Origin of the sequence: Sphingorhabdus sp. (genome assembly GCF_041737645.1) — a bacterium.
Lineage (GTDB): Bacteria > Pseudomonadota > Alphaproteobacteria > Sphingomonadales > Sphingomonadaceae > Sphingorhabdus_B.
In genome coordinates, this window is the sequence record NZ_JBGSRI010000046.1 from 25,682 (window position 1) to 41,091 (window position 15,410).

Below are 15,410 nucleotides of genomic sequence, written 5' to 3' on the forward strand. Positions count from 1 at the left end.
AAAGCAGCGCGAAAGCAAGCCATACAAACGGCCTGAGGAGCAGTGATCGCCGATAAGGACTCACCACCACTCTCCGGCTTCCGCCGTAAATCCTGATCGTTCTTCTATCGCCAGACCCGCATTCAGCACGGCCTGTTCATCCAGAGCTTTGCCGATAATCTGCAGGCCCAAAGGCAAGCCGTCCTTGCTGAGGCCACCGGGGACCGACATGGCTGGCAATCCTGCAAGCGAAGCAGGCACTGCGAACACATCGTTCAGATACATCGACAGCGGATCGCTTGTCTTCTCGCCAAGGCCAAACGCGGCGCTTGGGGCGGTTGGGGCTAGGATCAGGTCGCACTTTGCCCATGCCTGTTCGAAATCGCGGGCGATGAGCGCCCTCACCTTCTGCGCCTGCGTGTAATAAGCGTCGTAGAAACCGGCGCTCAGCACGTAGGTGCCGATCATGATTCGGCGGCGGACTTCTTCGCCGAAACCGGCGGCGCGGGTCGCGGCGTACATGTCCTGCAAGCCTGCACCATCGGGCAAGTCGCGCAGACCGAAGCGCACGCCATCATATCGCGCAAGGTTGGACGATGCCTCAGCCGGTGCGATAATATAATAAGCAGGCAAAGCATATTTGGAGTGCGGCAGGCTTATATCGACGATTTCCGCGCCCGCATCCTTCAGCCATGCGATGCCATTATCCCACATCGCGGCGATATCTTCGTCGATACCGTCGAGACGATACTCTTTGGGGATACCGATCCGTTTGCCCTTAAGATCACTGTTCAGACCCGCTTCCCATTCAGGCACGGGCAAATCGAGCGAAGTCGAGTCCTTGGGGTCGAACCCAGCCATCGCCTCCAGCATGATTGCGCAGTCGCGCACGTCGCGGGCCATAGGCCCAGCCTGATCAAGCGAACTCGCAAAAGCCACCACACCCCAGCGAGAGCAGCGGCCGTATGTTGGCTTGATGCCGCTAATCCCGACGAATGCCGCAGGCTGACGGATCGATCCACCCGTATCGGTGCCGGTCGCTGCGGGACAGAGCCGCGCTGCAATCGCCGAAGACGAACCGCCCGAAGAACCGCCAGGCGCGAGCGCGGCATTACTGCCGTCGTTGCGGCGCCACGGCGAGATCACATTACCGAAATAGCTGGTCTCGTTCGACGAACCCATCGCGAACTGGTCCATGTTGAGCTTGCCGAGCATCCCTGCTCCAGCCTTCCATAGGTTTGCCGATACGGTGGATTCGTAAGTCGGCACGAAGCCTTCGAGGATATGGCTGGCTGCTGTGGTCTGCACGCCTTCAGTGCAGAACAGGTCCTTCATGCCAATCGGCACACCCGCCATCTTGCCCAGAGGCTTGCCTGCTGAGCGATCGGCGTCCACGGCGGCGGCGGCCTCAAGCGCCTTTTCCGGCGTTTCGACGATGAAGGAGTTCAGCGCCTTGGCTTTGGCTACGCGGGTGTTGAGTGCCTCGGCAACCTCTACAGCTTTGAACTCGCCGTTGGCCACGCCGTCACGGATGGCGGCGACGCCCATTCTGGAAAAATCGGTCATTATTCAATCACCTTGGGCACGCCAAAAAAGCTGCCTTCCTTGGCTGGCGCATTTGCCAGCACCTTGTCGCGCACGTCGCCGTCGGTGACGACATCGTCGCGCAGGCGCAGCTTGTTGGGGATGACAGCAGTCATCGGCTCGACGCCGGTGCAGTCGACCTCGCCCAATTGCTCGACCCAGGCCAGAATGCCATTGAGCTCGCCGACCATCTTGTCAGCCTCTGCATCGCTGATCGCGATGCGCGAAAGCCGTGCGATTTTGTTCACGGTATCTTTATCTACAGACATGCTAATCCTTGTGGCCCGGATCGACGAGCGATCCGGTGGCAGCTAGCATTGCGCTTGCCTCGCTTCAACGGAAAAGCTGCACTTGTCAGGTCACATTCAATTTTGCGGTGCTATTTTTACCAGATAGACTAAATGCGCTGGCTGTTTCAGCCGCAATATTATCGGGATTAACAATATTGGCTCGCAAATTTCTCTACCTTTTCGCTTGCTTGATCGTTTTGGTCATCGCCGGAGGGTTCGTCTTGCGTATCTACCAAGACGAGTTGACCGACTTTGCGATTGGCCAACTTGAACCTACGGTAAAGTTCGAAAAACAGGCGGCGCTGGCAACCAATGTCTATGATGACCCCGCTATGTGGTTTTCACGTGCAGGGCAAAAAGGCAATAATCCGACGCTTTGGGAACCTGTAGGTGCGCCGAAGGCCGAAATGCCCGGCTCAGCAGCGATCTTTTTTATTCACCCTACATCATTCGTTGCACGCTCACATTGGAATGCGCCGCTCGATGATCTGGAATCGCAAGCGCGCGCGCGCGTCTTTCTGCGAGGATTGGCGACACCTTTTGCCGCTTCTGGCGAAATTTGGGCCCCGCGTTACCGTCAGGCTGGCCTCGGCGCTTTTCTGACAACAAAGCCCGAAGGCACCCAAGCCCTGGACGACGCCTATCAGGATATTCTGCTCGCCTTCGACCATTTCGCAAAAAATGTCCAAAAGGACCGCCCGATCATATTGGCCGGACATAGTCAGGGCGCGCTACATTTGACGCATTTGCTGAAAGACCGGATAGCCGGAAAACCATTCGCCAAGCGCATCGTGGCGGCCTATGTCGTTGGCTGGCCGGTTTCAATTACCACAGATATCCCGGCAATGGGTCTTCCTGTCTGCACATCACCGGACGACACGGGCTGCATCATGGGATGGGAAAGCTTTGCTGAGCCGGCTAAATATGGGAAAATCCTCGAGCTCTATAACGCGACAACGGGCTTCAGCGGCGAATCACGCAAAGATACGCCAATCCTGTGCACCAATCCGCTCAACGGCGGGGCACAAGCCGACGCGCTGGCCGAAGCCAATTTGGGGACGCTGAAACCGTCGGGTGATATGAGTACGGGGGAATTGATCCCCTCCACCGTCCCTGCCCGCTGCGATGAAAAGGGCTTTTTGCTGATTGGTGATCCGGTCGACATGGGCCCCTATGTGTTGCCGGGCAATAATTATCATGTGTATGATTATCCGCTCTTCTGGGCCAATGTCCGCGCCGACGCATTGTGGCGCTCCCAGAGATTTCTGGCCAAATGATCTTTGAAAAAGCTTCGGATTTTCGGGATGCTTTACGCGATGGCGGGGTCCTCATCGGCCTCGATGTGGGCAGCAAGACCATTGGTACCGCTTTTTGTGACGCAGAATGGACCTTTGCTTCTCCGGCCGACCTCATAAAGCGGAGCAAATTTTCGAAAGACAAAATCGCATTGGCCGCTGCAATCGCCACCCGCCGGACCAAAGGGATCGTCATCGGACTACCGTTGAATATGGATGGCAGTGAAAGTCCGCGCAGTCAGTCGAGTCGCGCCTTTGCCCGTAACATTGCCGACATCGGTCTGCCTATCCTGCTCCGCGACGAACGCTGGTCAACGCAGGCGGTAGAGCGCGATATGATCGCGGCTGATATGAGCCGCGCCAAAAGGGCAGAAAAAATCGACAGCGGCGCGGCGGCGTTTATTTTGCAGGGTGCAATTGACGCGATGACGGCGTGAAGCTTGCTAATTGCCTGCTTTCCCTATAAGGGCATCGCTTTAATGACATGGACAGATAATTTTGCCGCCGACAGTTTCCCAACTGGATCGGATGCCTTTCAACACAAGCACTTGCTTGGTATATCCAGCCTTCAAAAATGGGAAATTCTCTATATTTTGAAAGAGGCTGAACATTGGGTCGCACTCAATCGTTCCGGCCCTGCAAAACATGATGGTCGATTGTCGGGCATGACAATTATCAACGCCTTTTTTGAAAATTCCACCCGCACACTTCTCTCTTTTGAAATTGCCGGCAAAAGACTGGGCGCCGATGTCGTCAATATGCATGCGGCGCAGTCCAGCGTCAAAAAAGGCGAAACTCTGATCGACACAGCGATGACGCTGAACGCCATGCGCGCCGACGCGATTGTTATACGCCACGCAAGTTCGGGAGCAGTGCAACTGATTTCAGGGAAAGTCGATTGCCCCGTTTTGAATGCCGGCGACGGCAGCCATGAGCATCCCACACAGGCATTACTTGATGCATTAACGATCATGCGGCGCAAGGGCACAGTCGAGGGACAGATAGTTGTCATATGTGGCGATGTCCTGCACAGCCGGGTCGCCCGATCCAATATCTTCTGCCTCAAAAGCTTAGGGGCCGAAGTACGGGTCGTGGCACCTCCTGCTTTAATGCCTTATGGTATCGCAGCATTTGGCGCGCAAACATTCAGCAATTTTGATGACGCACTTCCGGGCGCAGATGTCGTGATGATGCTGCGTTTGCAAAATGAACGTATGCAGGGTGATTTTATCCCGTCACCGCGGGAATATTATTATCTGTTTGGACTGGATGAACGTCGGCTTGCATTGGCGAAACCTGATGCATTGGTGATGCATCCCGGGCCGATGAACCGTGGCGTCGAAATTGCCAGTAATGTTGCAGACCATATCGAAAGGTCAGCCATTACCGAGCAGGTTGAAATGGGAGTCGCCGTCCGCATGGCGTGCTTGGACATCCTGAAGCGAAAATCACGCGGTGTGGAGGGCTGGGCATGACTTTGATTAACATTATTAACGGTCACGTTCAGCTTCCCGGTGCAGATAAAGCCGAAGCGATGTCGCTTCAAATCAAAGACGGAAAAATCAGTTCCTTTGGCGCGTCCATCGATCATGCAGTTGAACTGGATGCCACTAATCTTTTGATTGCCCCTGGAATCATCGACCTTGGTGTTTTTAAGACAGATAAGCCGGCGTTCCGTTTCGGCGGAATTACCCGCGCTGCTTTAATGCCGGACCAGTCTCCTGTTCACGACGATCCGGCGACCATCCGTTATGCCGCGTTGAAGGGTAAACCTGATCTGTGGGTCCATCCCCTGGCAGCGGCCACGCAAGGATTGGCCGGTTCGCAAATGGCCGAAATCGCCCTGATGAAAGAGGCGGGGGCGGTGGGCGTTGCCACGGGCCGAAAATGGATTGGCGATAGCGGCATCATGTTGCGAATTATGCGATATTGCGCCGCGCTGGATCTGCCCGTGATTGTGCACAGTGAAGATGCTGGGTTGGCCGGTAACGCAGTGGCGACCGAAAGCGAAACCGCAACATTATTGGGGCTTTCCAGCGCTTCGCCGGTAACCGAGGCATTGGCAATTGCGCGCGACCTTATGCTTGCGGAGGAAAGCGGCGCGCATGTACATTTCCGGCAGGTAACGACCGCACGCAGCCTTGATCTTATCCGTGAAGGCAAAGCCAAGGGCCTGAGAATAAGCTGTGGCATCACTCCGGGACATTTGTTTCTGTCCAACATTGCGATCGTCGATTTCAGAACCTTTGCCCGCCTTTCACCGCCATTGCGTGACGAAAGCGACCGGCTGGCCTGTATCGCAGCCATTGCCGACGGCACCATCGATGTCATCGCATCAGGCCATGACCCGCGCGGTCCCGAAGACAAGCGCCTGCCATTTTCCGAAGCGGAACCCGGCATGGCCGGTGCGGAGACGCTTTTGGCCCTAACGCTTAATCTGGTGCGTGATGAAATCATCACAACGGGTCGGCTGTTTGAGCTTTTGGCAACCAATCCGGCGCGCATTTTGGGCCTGAAAGCCGGTACAATCACAGAAGGATTTGAAGCCGATTTGATCCTGGTCGATCCCTACGCACCTTGGCAGGTGGACAGTAACCGCATGACTGCATTGGCAGGCAATACGCCTTTTGATAAAATCCCCGTCCAAGGCAGAGTTCGGCATATGTTAAAAGGCGGCAAGCTCGTAACGGCATAACACCGTGCCCACCGCCTTCACAACATCTGAGTCTATTTAGCGTGCGGCAATCCGTTGACCGGCAACTCTGGCCATCCGAACAGGTTTGTCGGCGGCTGTATTTCGGACAAGGCACGAACCGCCCTGCGATTTAATCCGCATACAAGCCGCATTGGCCGCCGATGCATTGGCAAAACCCGCGGCAGCAAGGCGCACCAGCTTTTTCCCGTTTACGGTGACAGTCGAGCTGGTCGAATTCTTGCCACTCAATGCCTTGTAATTCCGACGATATTTATTCCAGGCAGCAGTGGCATTTTGGGTGTTTGAAAATGCACCAAGTTGAACCAGATAAGTCGAAGTCACTGTTTTTGATTTGGTCGTCGGCACGTCAGCCAAAGCCAGCTTTACAGGAACGACCGGGGCCACGGTCTTTGCCGGACCGTCCGCCGCCTTTATCAATTCCGCATCCGACATTTTTGTAATTGGAGCAGGTTCCATCATCTTGACGGCCTGTTCTACGGCGGCAAACCCAACGCTATCCGCAACCGGCGCAGGTCCGATGGCCGCGAGTTCTACTTCGGGGGCTTCTACCGCGACTGCAGCGGGCGCCATTGGTGCGTCGGCCAGGGCGAGCCCGGGCGTCGTGGCGGAATTCAGGGCCAATCTGACCGGCTGCCCGGTATCGGCCATGTTCACACGCACTTTAAGAAGTCCGGCAACGCGCAATGTATAGGCTTCAGGGCGGGCAAACTGCGCCCATTCGGCGATACGGTCGTTGACCGCCGTTTGCGCCATATCTTGCGATGCCATAACACGCGCATCACGCCAGCGTCCATCAAGTGCATAAGCCAGCGCAAGATTTTGACGGGTGCGAGCTGTCGCTCCGTCCAATCGGATTGCATCGGTCAGAATGTTGATGGCTTCTGCCGAACGACCTGCAAGCGCCAATGTTAAGCCATAGTCGCTCACTGGCACGATTGAACGGTTGGCTTCGACCAGCATAACAGCTGAATCGACATTCCCCTGGGCAATTCGGGACAGTGCTAGGCTGATAACAGTGCGCGGATCGACCTGTCCCAATTCCATAACATCCATCAATGTTCGCTCCGCCGAAACGAACCGACCCTGCGACATATAGATGCGTGCCAACAGTCCCCGATAATCGCGATTTTGCAGATCGGCTTCGACAGCAAGCTCGGCGAAGGTCAACGCGCGATCTGCCTTGCCCTTTGCCAGAGCATTTTCCGCTTTTTTCGCCCAGCCATAAGCTTTTTCAGGTCCAGCCTTTTTGGCCGATACATTTTCAGTGCTACCGAAACCGGCGGTCGACGTTGTCATCGCGGGAACCGCTACAAAAGCAGTCGATAGTGCGAGCTTCACAACAAAATTGCTATTCATGGTATCACCTCAAAAAAGCGCAACTCGGGGTCAATGTTTTTTCGTCGGAACATTTGCGGCTAGATGTCCGATTTCTGGCATGGATTCGAGATACGCGTCGAGCGCATCTGTCACCAGATTTTGTGCGGATTGATGTCTCACCGCACATGCCAAGCGTAGTTTCAGGTGGCGTTCGCCATCCAGACGCAGTGTAAACGCGGCTTTTTCTTTCATACCCGGCTTTGAACGCGCCCGCGATCGGGGCGCATCTGTCTTGCCACGACGCACAATTGGTTGAACCTGGGGTTCAGGCGTCATGCTGACAATTGTAAGCATAGATTCAATCTCGGGTTCTTCGCCGCCAAGACTTTCAAAACCGACATCCTTTCCTGGATCAAACTCTCCAAAGATGCGCTCTTGCTGGTTCTTGACTTCGGGAACCGCACCGGCAAGCATGTTTTGCCCGTGAAAGCCGTGATCGTAATCCATAGGCGTATTGGGGTCAGGGTCGACATCATAGCCCATGTCGTTCCAGCCGAGATCATCTTGTGACAGTGCCGCATTTCCGTTGCTACCGAGCATCGATGGCCGACGCATGGCAGGACGTGCCAGACCCTTGCGGGCCAGCAGAATTCCGGAAAGTGATGCAATTGGTTTAGGTTCGCCCATTTTCTTTGCCCCTCTTTTCGCTTAACCTACGACCCGGCGGCCAAAGCCACCCATCGGTCTTGCGGTGGCAATCTGTTGATTGCTTGCTGCGGCTGGAGCACTAAAGACGGTGCGACGAAAATTCTTTTCCAATCGATCGGAAATATAGGCCCATAGCTGGATGACCTCTTGCGACGATCTGCCGTTAGGGTCGATTTCCATAACCGTGCGACCGTCAATCATCGACGAGGCGAAATCCGTGCGGTGGTGCAACGTGATAGGCGCCACCGTTCCGTGCTGCGAAAGGGCAACGGCGGCTTCCGAAGTGATCTTGGCCTTGGGCGTCGCCGCGTTGACCACGAAGATCAATGGCTTGCCAGCGCGTTCACACAAATCAACCGTTGCACCCACAGCGCGCAAATCATGCGGACTTGGCCGGGTTGGTACGACGATCAATTCTGAAACCGAAATAACACTCTGAATCGCCATGGTAATGGCAGGCGGGGTATCAATGACCGCCAGCTTAAAACCCTGTTGCCGAAGCACCGCAAGATCAGCAGCAAGACGTGCGACCGTGGTTTGTGCAAAAGCGGGAAGCTCAGCTTCGCGTTCATTCCACCAATCGGCGAGAGAACCTTGCGGATCGATGTCGATCAATACGACTGGTCCGGCACCGGCAAGTTGTGCCTGAACCGCCAAGTGGCCAGAAAGCGTGGTTTTGCCCGACCCGCCCTTCTGTGATGCTAATGCGAGAACCCTCACATCATTCCCCTTTGTAAATGTTTCAAATGGGGATGTGACAGAACAGGGCTAAAAATCCGTTAACGCTGCCGGGGAATTTGCCCGTTGAATATTGGCTGGCATCGCATAACACTTAATCTATAAGTCGGCGTCATCGCTTGTGGATTGACATATCGTCATGGTTAACAAATTAATCGGATTGATTTACCATTTTCACATTTGTGCGATATTGGACAAATAAATCAAGTCTTGGAGGATACAAATGAAGATAGGGTCGCACCTTTCAAAGATTACATTCGCCGCCTTGGCGCTTGCGCTGATTTCCCAACCGGCCGCAGCCGATGTCAAAGATGGTGTCGATGCGTGGAGCCGCGGCGAATATGATCAGGCGGTCAAACAATGGCGCGACCCCGCGCTTAATGGTGATCCCGACGCGCAATTTAATATGGGGCAAGCATATAAAACAGGACGCGGTGTTCCCACCGACCTGAACTTCGCCCTGGAATGGTATAAAAAAGCGGCCGCCCAAGGACATCAGAAGGCCCTAGATAGCTACGGCCATCTGCTTCATTATCAGGGAAAAGTCGCTGAAGCCCTTCCGATCTTGCAATCATCATCTGACCGGGGCGATCCACGCGCGCGATATTTGCTGGCTACCGAACTTTTTAATGGCACCAATATCGCTAAAGACTGGGTGCGCGCATATGCCTTGATGTCATTAGCGTCGTCGTCGGGTATGACTCCTGCATCGGAAAGTCTCGCACAAATGGACAAATATATTCCGCTTGAACAACGGCAAGCGGCGACGGTGCTGGCAGGGAATCTTGAACAACGCAGCAGCCGTGTTGCAACGGCGTCGGCAGACGGCTTCCCGATCAATACGACACCCCCGGCAAAAACGACCAAGCAGGCTGACTTACCCCCGTCGTCCAGCAAAGAATCGACTGCTGTAAAGCCTGCTCCTTCGGCTCCAACAAATACTGTCAGTCCGTGGCGAATTCAGCTTGGCGCGTTTGGAGAAGACGCGAACGCAAAGAAGCTTTGGGCTACGTTAAAGCGTGATCGTCCAGAGATCGCAGCACTTCAGCCTGTCTATAAAGCCAGCGGAAAAATCACAAAACTCCAGGTTGGCCCTTTTGCGAGCAAATCCGCCGCGGATACGATGTGCACAAAGTTGAAGGCTGCGGGTCAGGCATGTCTTGTGGTCCCTGTTTAGGGTCATCGACCCTAAACAGGGACCCGGCTAATCACATAACCGTTCTATCTTGCGTCCTAACGTTCCGCGGGCCGCGTCATTTCCGGGTTGAACCATGAAATAATGTGTGCCGGACATACTCGCTTTGGCAGAACAATATGTAGAACATTCGCGTTCAACTACGCCGGGGAAACGCAGCTCAATGCCGTCATATCTGGCATTAAAAGCGCAATTTCCTTTGCCTGCAAGAACCACACGGACATTTTCGCCGTCAATCGATGCAGTCCCGGTGCCTTCGCATTTGCTTTCGGACCCGAAAACGGCCAAAAATCCGATTTTATAGCTGTTTGATCCATTCGCGACGGCGCAGAATTTATCGGCGCCTAATTCACTGCGGGTTTCGTAACGACCTGCAAATTCCACGTCCTTGGGGTCAGGTAAAATTCCGGCAGAGACGGCTTGCGAATCCAAAGCATCACCTGCGTCCGAGGAAACCTTGGGATCAGCAGATCTGTTTTCGGTACACGCAAGCAGCAGCGACGCAGCGACACCTAAAAAGACAATCGAAAATTTCAAAGTCGTTTCAACTTTCCGTTTTCGATTTGCCGGTAAAAACAACTGCGCTCGCCCGTATGGCAAGTTGGTCCTTCGGGTTGTGCGATTATCCAGATTGCATCCTGGTCACAATCGATCCGCATTTCCTTAATTTTCAGAATGTGTCCGCTGGTTTCGCCTTTTTGCCAAAGCTGCTGCCGACTGCGCGAAAAAAAGACGACAGTTCCCGTTTCCTGACTTTTTGCCAATGACGCAGCATTCATGTGACCCACCATCAATACGCAGCCATCCGCTGAATCGGTAACAACCGCGGTCAAGAGACCATTGGCATCAAATTTCGGATCGAGCGTGAGCCCTGTCTCGCGTATTTCAGTCATGCACATGCGACTAACCCAAGCTGAAAAACCGCGCCAACAATTTCTTTATGACACTATCACGACAAGGGGGAAGACAATCGGCACAAGCGTGCCTATATGCACCCAGCGAAGCGCAGCGGGATTCGATACAAATGCTGACCACCGACCCTTTTGATGACGACAAACTGCGTGAAGAGTGCGGGATTTTTGGCGTCTATGACACTGAGGGCGCCTCGGCTATGGTGGCGCTTGGCCTTCATGCCCTTCAGCACCGGGGACAGGAAGCGGCTGGTATAAGCAGCTTTGACGGCCATGATTTCCACACCCACCGAGCAATGGGTCATGTCGCAGGCAATTTTGACCGTGAAGAGATTATCGGCGGCTTGGTTGGGCGCACTGCAGTTGGTCATGTCCGCTATTCAACGACAGGCGAAACATCGCTTAGGAACGTGCAACCGCTGTATGCCGATTTGGCGACGGGCGGCTTCGCCATCGCGCATAATGGCAATATTTCCAACGCAATGGCCATCCGCAAAGACCTGGTGCGCCGTGGCTCGATTTTTCAATCGACATCAGATACCGAAGTCATCATCCATCTCGTGGCTACTTCGGGTTACCGGATGTTATTGGACCGCCTTATTGACGCGTTGAAGCGGGTCGAGGGAGCTTATTCGCTGATCTGCCTCACAACAGAAGGCATGATCGCGTGCCGCGATCCTCTCGGCATTCGCCCGTTGGTCATGGGCAAGCTTGGCGACACAATCATATTCGCTTCCGAAACGGTTGCCCTCGATATCGTGGGTGCAGAATTAGTAAGAGCGGTTGAACCAGGCGAGTTGATTATCGTGCGGAACGGCGACATCCATTCGCACAAGCCGTTCATTCCGGTGTCACAACGCCCCTGCATTTTCGAACATGTATATTTTTCCCGCCCTGATTCAATCGTAGACGGCAGAAGCGTCTATTCTGTTCGTAAGGCCATCGGTGCGGAACTGGCGCGTGAAAATGGCGTCGATGTGGATTATGTAATCCCCGTTCCGGACAGCGGCACACCTGCCGCAATCGGTTATGCCGAAGCGGCTGGCATTCCGTTTGAACTGGGCATTATCCGTTCGCATTATGTAGGGCGGACTTTCATCCAGCCGGGGGACGGTGTTCGCCATCTGGGCGTAAAGCTCAAGCATAATGCCAACAAAAACTTGGTTGCCGGCAAGAAAATCGTACTCATCGACGATTCTATTGTCCGTGGTACGACTTCACTTAAAATTGTCCAGATGATGCGAGAGGCCGGCGCTGCCGAAGTACATATGCGTATCGCCAGCCCACCCACAATGAACAGTTGTTTTTATGGTGTCGACACACCAGAGCGGTCAAAACTGTTGGCCAGCCGCATGGACGTCGAGGAAATGCGTGAATTCATTCAAGCCGATAGCTTGGCATTCTTGTCGATTGACGGGCTTTATCGGGCGTTGGGCGAAGAATCCCGTAATACAAACAAGCCGCAATATTGCGATGCCTGCTTTACCGGCGATTACCCCACAAGCTTGACCGACCATGAAGAAGCCGAAGCCGGTGATCTCATCTTGCTAGGCGAACGAAAGCTCGCGTGATCCATGACAAGAATTTTTGACTCAAAGGTCGCATTGGTCACCGGTGCCAGCCGGGGAATCGGCGCAGCAACAGCAAAAGCGCTCGCCGCACAAGGCGCTCATGTCATCATCACCGCCCGCACCGCCAAGGATTTGGAATCGGTAGAGGATGAAATCTTTGAAGCTGGCGGAAACGCAACAATCGCACCGCTTGATCTCACTGATGGCGACAGCATTGGACGACTTGCCGCCGCCGTAACAGAGCGATGGGGCAAATTGGACCATTTGGTCTTGAATGCCGCGATGCTCGGCACGCTTGCCCCGGTTCCGGCCATTGATGGGGCAGAATTGGCCCGTTTACTGACATTGAATATCACCGCGCAGCAGGTTCTGATTGCTTCGTTTGATGCGCTTTTGCGTAAGAGCGAGGCCGGACGGCTGATCGCGCTCACCTCGTCGGTAGGGGCTACACCGCGCGCATTTTGGGGGGCTTATGGCGCATCCAAAGCCGCGCTGGAAACATTGGTCCGCAGCTATGGTGAGGAAGTGAAGAATATTTCCGCCGTGCGCGTGGCCATCGTCGACCCCGGCAAAACCCGCACCAAAATGCGGGCCGCGGCTTATCCCGGTGAAGACCCGTCGACCGTGAAAGAACCGTCGGTCGTCGCGAATGCGATTGTCGATATGTTACAGCGCGAGTTTGAAACGGGCACGCGCATCAACGTCGACGGGTAATATAACTCAGCCCTTCGTTACCGCAAACGCCGCCAAGGCCCGTTCACGAGCCTGCTTGTGCCCGATCAATTTGCGGGGATACCCTTTCGGGCGGGCTCCATGCTCTTCGGGATCGTGGATATAGGGTTCGCGCAAATCGGATAGCTCGGGCACCCACTGCCGTATATAGCCGGACGCATCGAATTTCTCCGATTGCGACAGCGGCGCCATGATGCGGACGAACATATTGCTGTCGACGCCCGTTCCTGCCGTCCATTGCCAGTTGACGGCGTTCGATCCATAATCGGCATCGACAAGCGTATCCCAAAACCACTGCTCCCCTGCCCGCCAATCGATGAGCAAATGCTTGATCAGGAAGGACGCGGCAATCATCCGCACGCGGTTGTGCATCCAACCTGTTGCCCAAAGCTGGCGCATCCCGGCGTCGACGATGGGATATCCTGTCTGTCCTTTTGTCCAGGCGGTATAATCGGCCTTTACCGCCGGATCGGCAAGATCGCGCCAAGGCATCTTGTCAAAGCCTTCGCGGGCGTTCTTACTGCCATATTCGGGAAACTGGCAGATAACATTCTGCGCGTAATCCCGCCACACAAGTTCCTTTAGAAATACATCCACAGATCCGCCCGCCGACATTGTTGCGTGCCAGCAGGTCGCAGCGGAAATTTCGCCAAAATGCAGGTGGGGGGATAAGAAGGATGAACCATCGACCGAAGGCAGGTTCCGCCGTTCGTCATAAGATTTCGCCTTGTCGGTAAAGGCATCCAGCCGCGCTTTGGCGCCATGCTCGCCGGGCGTCCACATCTGCTGCATGCCCCCTGACCAATCTGGTTTGACGGGGAGCAAATCCCAATCCGAAAGGGCATCGCTTGCGGGCCAATAGACGGGCAAAGCCAGTTTTGCGGGCGATGGCAAAGGTTGAGCCGGGGGCATATGCTGCCACAATGCCCGCATGAACGCCGTATAGATTTTATACTGCCCTCCGCTGCCTGTGGTGACACTCCCAGGAGGAAGCAGATAATTGCCATCATGGCATTTAAGGTCGCACCCATCGGGCAACGCCTTTGCCACCGCTTTTTCGGCATTGCGCCAATATGGTTCATAATGACGGATGCAATGGATCGCCGCTGCGCCCGTTTCTTCGACAAGGCGACTTAAAACCGCATCGGACTTGCCGCGCCGCAGGATCAAGCGGGATCCAAGCACCTGCAAATCGGCATCTAGCGACACGAGACTGTGGTGCAACCACCAGCGGGATGCTTCGCCCATCTTGCGGTGTTTGGGGCTTTCGTCATCGAGAATATAGACCGGGATAACCGGCGCGCCGCTGACAACAGCCGCCGCCAGCGCCTGTTGATCCGCCAAACGCAAATCCCGGCGAAACCAGAGCACGACAGGCTGGGTCATTTTGCGGCGCGTTCGGCCGGAAGTATAACGCTGAAACGGTCCTGAACCAGCGGATTGCCAAAGCGCTGGTCAGACAGGATTCGTACTTTTGACGCATCTCGCTGTTCTTCGCGCAGTACAGGCATCCGCGACCAGAACAAAAAGGCCGTCGTATTCTTGTCCCGGGACATTTCAGCTATCGCGGCGGCATCGGCGATTTGGTGCGCGCCAATCTTCGGGTCGAGTATGATGCTGTCCGGCGCTGTAAATGTGCCCTGCCCATAATGGTTTGCGTCGCGCCACAACATTTCGCGTTTCCAGAATTGTACCGGTACCGGATTGGCCACCACCAATTCCGGAGCTATGCCAAGTTGGTCCTTCACGGCCTTTGCTGTCAACTGCTCTGCCTGCCCAGTGATTAAGCCATTGGCGGCAATGTATAGGAAAATGGCTGCCATGCTCGTCATGGCAGGAATACGCCAATTCGGCTTTCCTGCCCGCTCATTACGCAGCGACAGCCAGACGCCAGCCACTAACGCGCTCCATAGCCAGATATCGATGATAAAGATTGTGTCGCCATAGAACCACTGGCTGGAAAAGGGCTCGAGCAAACGAATACCATAGCTGTTGAACCAGTCGAACAGCGGATGGCTAAGGCAGCCGATATAAGCCAATGCCAACAACCACTTTGCATCGACGGGCAAACGTTTTTCCGGACGGGTGCCCCGTCTGTTTTGCCATCGATCATACCAAAGCATGGTGCCCCAAAGAACGATCGGCAAGACCAACATCGCAATTGGCCCATGCGTGATCCCTCGCCTGATAGCCAGATGCTGATACCCACCGAGTAAGGTCGCCACCGCATCAATATCAGGAATATTCGCGGCAATGATCAAAGTCGGTATCGCAAGGCCAGTTTTACGCTTCAGCCCCATCTGTCCAATAAGCGCGCCGACCAGGCTATGAGTAAGATTATCCATACCGCCTAGCTGGCCGAGTGAAGCTTGGT

Annotated in this window: 16 protein-coding genes; 7 read left to right on the plus strand and 9 right to left on the minus strand. The window is 54.8% G+C overall.

The window, feature by feature from the left end; translation table 11 throughout:
* Nucleotides 1–60 precede the first annotated feature (60 nt).
* The gene (gatA, locus tag ACEW72_RS07460; RefSeq protein WP_373475751.1) at nucleotides 61–1,545 is read right to left on the minus strand and encodes an Asp-tRNA(Asn)/Glu-tRNA(Gln) amidotransferase subunit GatA; all 1,485 of its coding nucleotides are present in this window, start codon (nucleotides 1,543–1,545) and stop codon (nucleotides 61–63) included.
* Nucleotides 1,545–1,832, minus strand: coding sequence for an Asp-tRNA(Asn)/Glu-tRNA(Gln) amidotransferase subunit GatC (gene gatC, locus ACEW72_RS07465; RefSeq protein WP_373475752.1), 288 nt, complete (start codon nucleotides 1,830–1,832; stop codon nucleotides 1,545–1,547). Before gatC ends, gatA begins: the two co-directional genes overlap by 1 nt.
* 242 nt (nucleotides 1,833–2,074) lie before the next feature.
* Here gatC and ACEW72_RS07470 point away from each other — a divergent pair, with 242 nt between their 5' ends.
* From ACEW72_RS07470 to ACEW72_RS07485, 4 genes are read left to right on the plus strand one after another with little or no spacing between them, the layout of a single operon-like run.
* Nucleotides 2,075–3,130, plus strand: a complete 1,056-nt coding sequence (locus tag ACEW72_RS07470; RefSeq protein ID WP_373475753.1) for a DUF3089 domain-containing protein — start codon at nucleotides 2,075–2,077, stop codon at nucleotides 3,128–3,130.
* Nucleotides 3,127–3,585, plus strand: coding sequence for a Holliday junction resolvase RuvX (ruvX, locus tag ACEW72_RS07475; RefSeq protein WP_373475754.1), 459 nt, complete (start codon nucleotides 3,127–3,129; stop codon nucleotides 3,583–3,585). The genes ACEW72_RS07470 and ruvX overlap by 4 nt, the downstream gene beginning before the upstream one ends.
* Nucleotides 3,586–3,627: 42 nt before the next feature.
* The gene (locus ACEW72_RS07480) at nucleotides 3,628–4,623 is read left to right on the plus strand and encodes an aspartate carbamoyltransferase catalytic subunit (RefSeq protein WP_373475755.1); all 996 of its coding nucleotides are present in this window, start codon (nucleotides 3,628–3,630) and stop codon (nucleotides 4,621–4,623) included.
* On the plus strand, nucleotides 4,620–5,843 hold the full coding sequence (locus ACEW72_RS07485; protein ID WP_373475756.1) for a dihydroorotase family protein: 1,224 nt from the start codon (nucleotides 4,620–4,622) through the stop codon (nucleotides 5,841–5,843). Before ACEW72_RS07480 ends, ACEW72_RS07485 begins: the two co-directional genes overlap by 4 nt.
* A gap of 36 nt (nucleotides 5,844–5,879) precedes the next feature.
* Here ACEW72_RS07485 and ACEW72_RS07490 read toward each other — a convergent pair whose 3' ends face one another.
* The 3 genes from ACEW72_RS07490 to ACEW72_RS07500 are packed head-to-tail and all read right to left on the minus strand — an operon-like array spanning nucleotide 5,880 to nucleotide 8,609.
* The gene (locus ACEW72_RS07490) at nucleotides 5,880–7,220 is read right to left on the minus strand and encodes an SPOR domain-containing protein (RefSeq protein WP_373475757.1); all 1,341 of its coding nucleotides are present in this window, start codon (nucleotides 7,218–7,220) and stop codon (nucleotides 5,880–5,882) included.
* 30 nt (nucleotides 7,221–7,250) lie between these two features.
* On the minus strand, nucleotides 7,251–7,868 hold the full coding sequence (locus ACEW72_RS07495; protein WP_373475758.1) for a hypothetical protein: 618 nt from the start codon (nucleotides 7,866–7,868) through the stop codon (nucleotides 7,251–7,253).
* Nucleotides 7,869–7,889: 21 nt separating this feature from the next.
* The gene (locus ACEW72_RS07500) at nucleotides 7,890–8,609 is read right to left on the minus strand and encodes an AAA family ATPase (RefSeq protein WP_373475759.1); all 720 of its coding nucleotides are present in this window, start codon (nucleotides 8,607–8,609) and stop codon (nucleotides 7,890–7,892) included.
* Nucleotides 8,610–8,850: 241 nt separating this feature from the next.
* Here ACEW72_RS07500 and ACEW72_RS07505 point away from each other — a divergent pair, with 241 nt between their 5' ends.
* The gene (locus ACEW72_RS07505) at nucleotides 8,851–9,804 is read left to right on the plus strand and encodes an SPOR domain-containing protein (RefSeq protein WP_373475760.1); all 954 of its coding nucleotides are present in this window, start codon (nucleotides 8,851–8,853) and stop codon (nucleotides 9,802–9,804) included.
* Between the two features lie 27 nt (nucleotides 9,805–9,831).
* Here the strand turns inward: ACEW72_RS07505 and ACEW72_RS07510 are convergent, their stop codons facing one another.
* Nucleotides 9,832–10,359, minus strand: coding sequence for a hypothetical protein (locus tag ACEW72_RS07510; RefSeq protein WP_373475761.1), 528 nt, complete (start codon nucleotides 10,357–10,359; stop codon nucleotides 9,832–9,834).
* A complete protein-coding gene (gene hisI, locus ACEW72_RS07515) occupies nucleotides 10,356–10,715 on the minus strand; it encodes a phosphoribosyl-AMP cyclohydrolase (RefSeq protein WP_373475762.1) in 360 nt (119 codons plus the stop codon). The genes ACEW72_RS07510 and hisI overlap by 4 nt, the downstream gene beginning before the upstream one ends.
* A gap of 131 nt (nucleotides 10,716–10,846) precedes the next feature.
* Between hisI and purF the strand changes: the two genes are divergently transcribed.
* Complete coding sequence (purF, locus tag ACEW72_RS07520; RefSeq protein ID WP_373475763.1) at nucleotides 10,847–12,304, plus strand: amidophosphoribosyltransferase; 1,458 nt, start codon at nucleotides 10,847–10,849, stop codon at nucleotides 12,302–12,304.
* 3 nt (nucleotides 12,305–12,307) lie between these two features.
* The gene (locus ACEW72_RS07525) at nucleotides 12,308–13,018 is read left to right on the plus strand and encodes an SDR family NAD(P)-dependent oxidoreductase (protein WP_373475764.1); all 711 of its coding nucleotides are present in this window, start codon (nucleotides 12,308–12,310) and stop codon (nucleotides 13,016–13,018) included.
* 6 nt (nucleotides 13,019–13,024) lie between these two features.
* Here the strand turns inward: ACEW72_RS07525 and ACEW72_RS07530 are convergent, their stop codons facing one another.
* Nucleotides 13,025–14,422 (minus strand): deoxyribodipyrimidine photo-lyase, encoded by a 1,398-nt coding sequence (locus tag ACEW72_RS07530; RefSeq protein WP_373475765.1) that lies wholly within the window; start codon nucleotides 14,420–14,422, stop codon nucleotides 13,025–13,027.
* Nucleotides 14,419–15,381: a metal-dependent hydrolase gene (locus ACEW72_RS07535; protein ID WP_373475766.1), complete on the minus strand. Its 963-nt coding sequence runs from the start codon at nucleotides 15,379–15,381 to the stop codon at nucleotides 14,419–14,421. The genes ACEW72_RS07530 and ACEW72_RS07535 overlap by 4 nt, the downstream gene beginning before the upstream one ends.
* Between the last annotated feature and the right edge of the window lie 29 nt (nucleotides 15,382–15,410).

Bases quoted from the DNA above. Each gene is read 5' to 3' on its own strand.
- gatA (WP_373475751.1), bottom strand. From the start codon at position 1,545: ATGACCGATTTTTCCAGAATGGGCGTCGCCGCCATCCGTGACGGCGTG.
- gatC (WP_373475752.1), bottom strand. From the start codon at position 1,832: ATGTCTGTAGATAAAGATACCGTGAACAAAATCGCACGGCTTTCGCGC.
- ruvX (WP_373475754.1), top strand. From the start codon at position 3,127: ATGATCTTTGAAAAAGCTTCGGATTTTCGGGATGCTTTACGCGATGGC.
- ACEW72_RS07480 (WP_373475755.1), top strand. From the start codon at position 3,628: ATGACATGGACAGATAATTTTGCCGCCGACAGTTTCCCAACTGGATCG.
- ACEW72_RS07485 (WP_373475756.1), top strand. From the start codon at position 4,620: ATGACTTTGATTAACATTATTAACGGTCACGTTCAGCTTCCCGGTGCA.
- ACEW72_RS07490 (WP_373475757.1), bottom strand. From the start codon at position 7,220: ATGAATAGCAATTTTGTTGTGAAGCTCGCACTATCGACTGCTTTTGTA.
- ACEW72_RS07495 (WP_373475758.1), bottom strand. From the start codon at position 7,868: ATGGGCGAACCTAAACCAATTGCATCACTTTCCGGAATTCTGCTGGCC.
- ACEW72_RS07505 (WP_373475760.1), top strand. From the start codon at position 8,851: ATGAAGATAGGGTCGCACCTTTCAAAGATTACATTCGCCGCCTTGGCG.
- hisI (WP_373475762.1), bottom strand. From the start codon at position 10,715: ATGACTGAAATACGCGAGACAGGGCTCACGCTCGATCCGAAATTTGAT.
- purF (WP_373475763.1), top strand. From the start codon at position 10,847: ATGCTGACCACCGACCCTTTTGATGACGACAAACTGCGTGAAGAGTGC.
- ACEW72_RS07525 (WP_373475764.1), top strand. From the start codon at position 12,308: ATGACAAGAATTTTTGACTCAAAGGTCGCATTGGTCACCGGTGCCAGC.
- ACEW72_RS07530 (WP_373475765.1), bottom strand. From the start codon at position 14,422: ATGACCCAGCCTGTCGTGCTCTGGTTTCGCCGGGATTTGCGTTTGGCG.
- ACEW72_RS07535 (WP_373475766.1), bottom strand. From the start codon at position 15,381: ATGGATAATCTTACTCATAGCCTGGTCGGCGCGCTTATTGGACAGATG.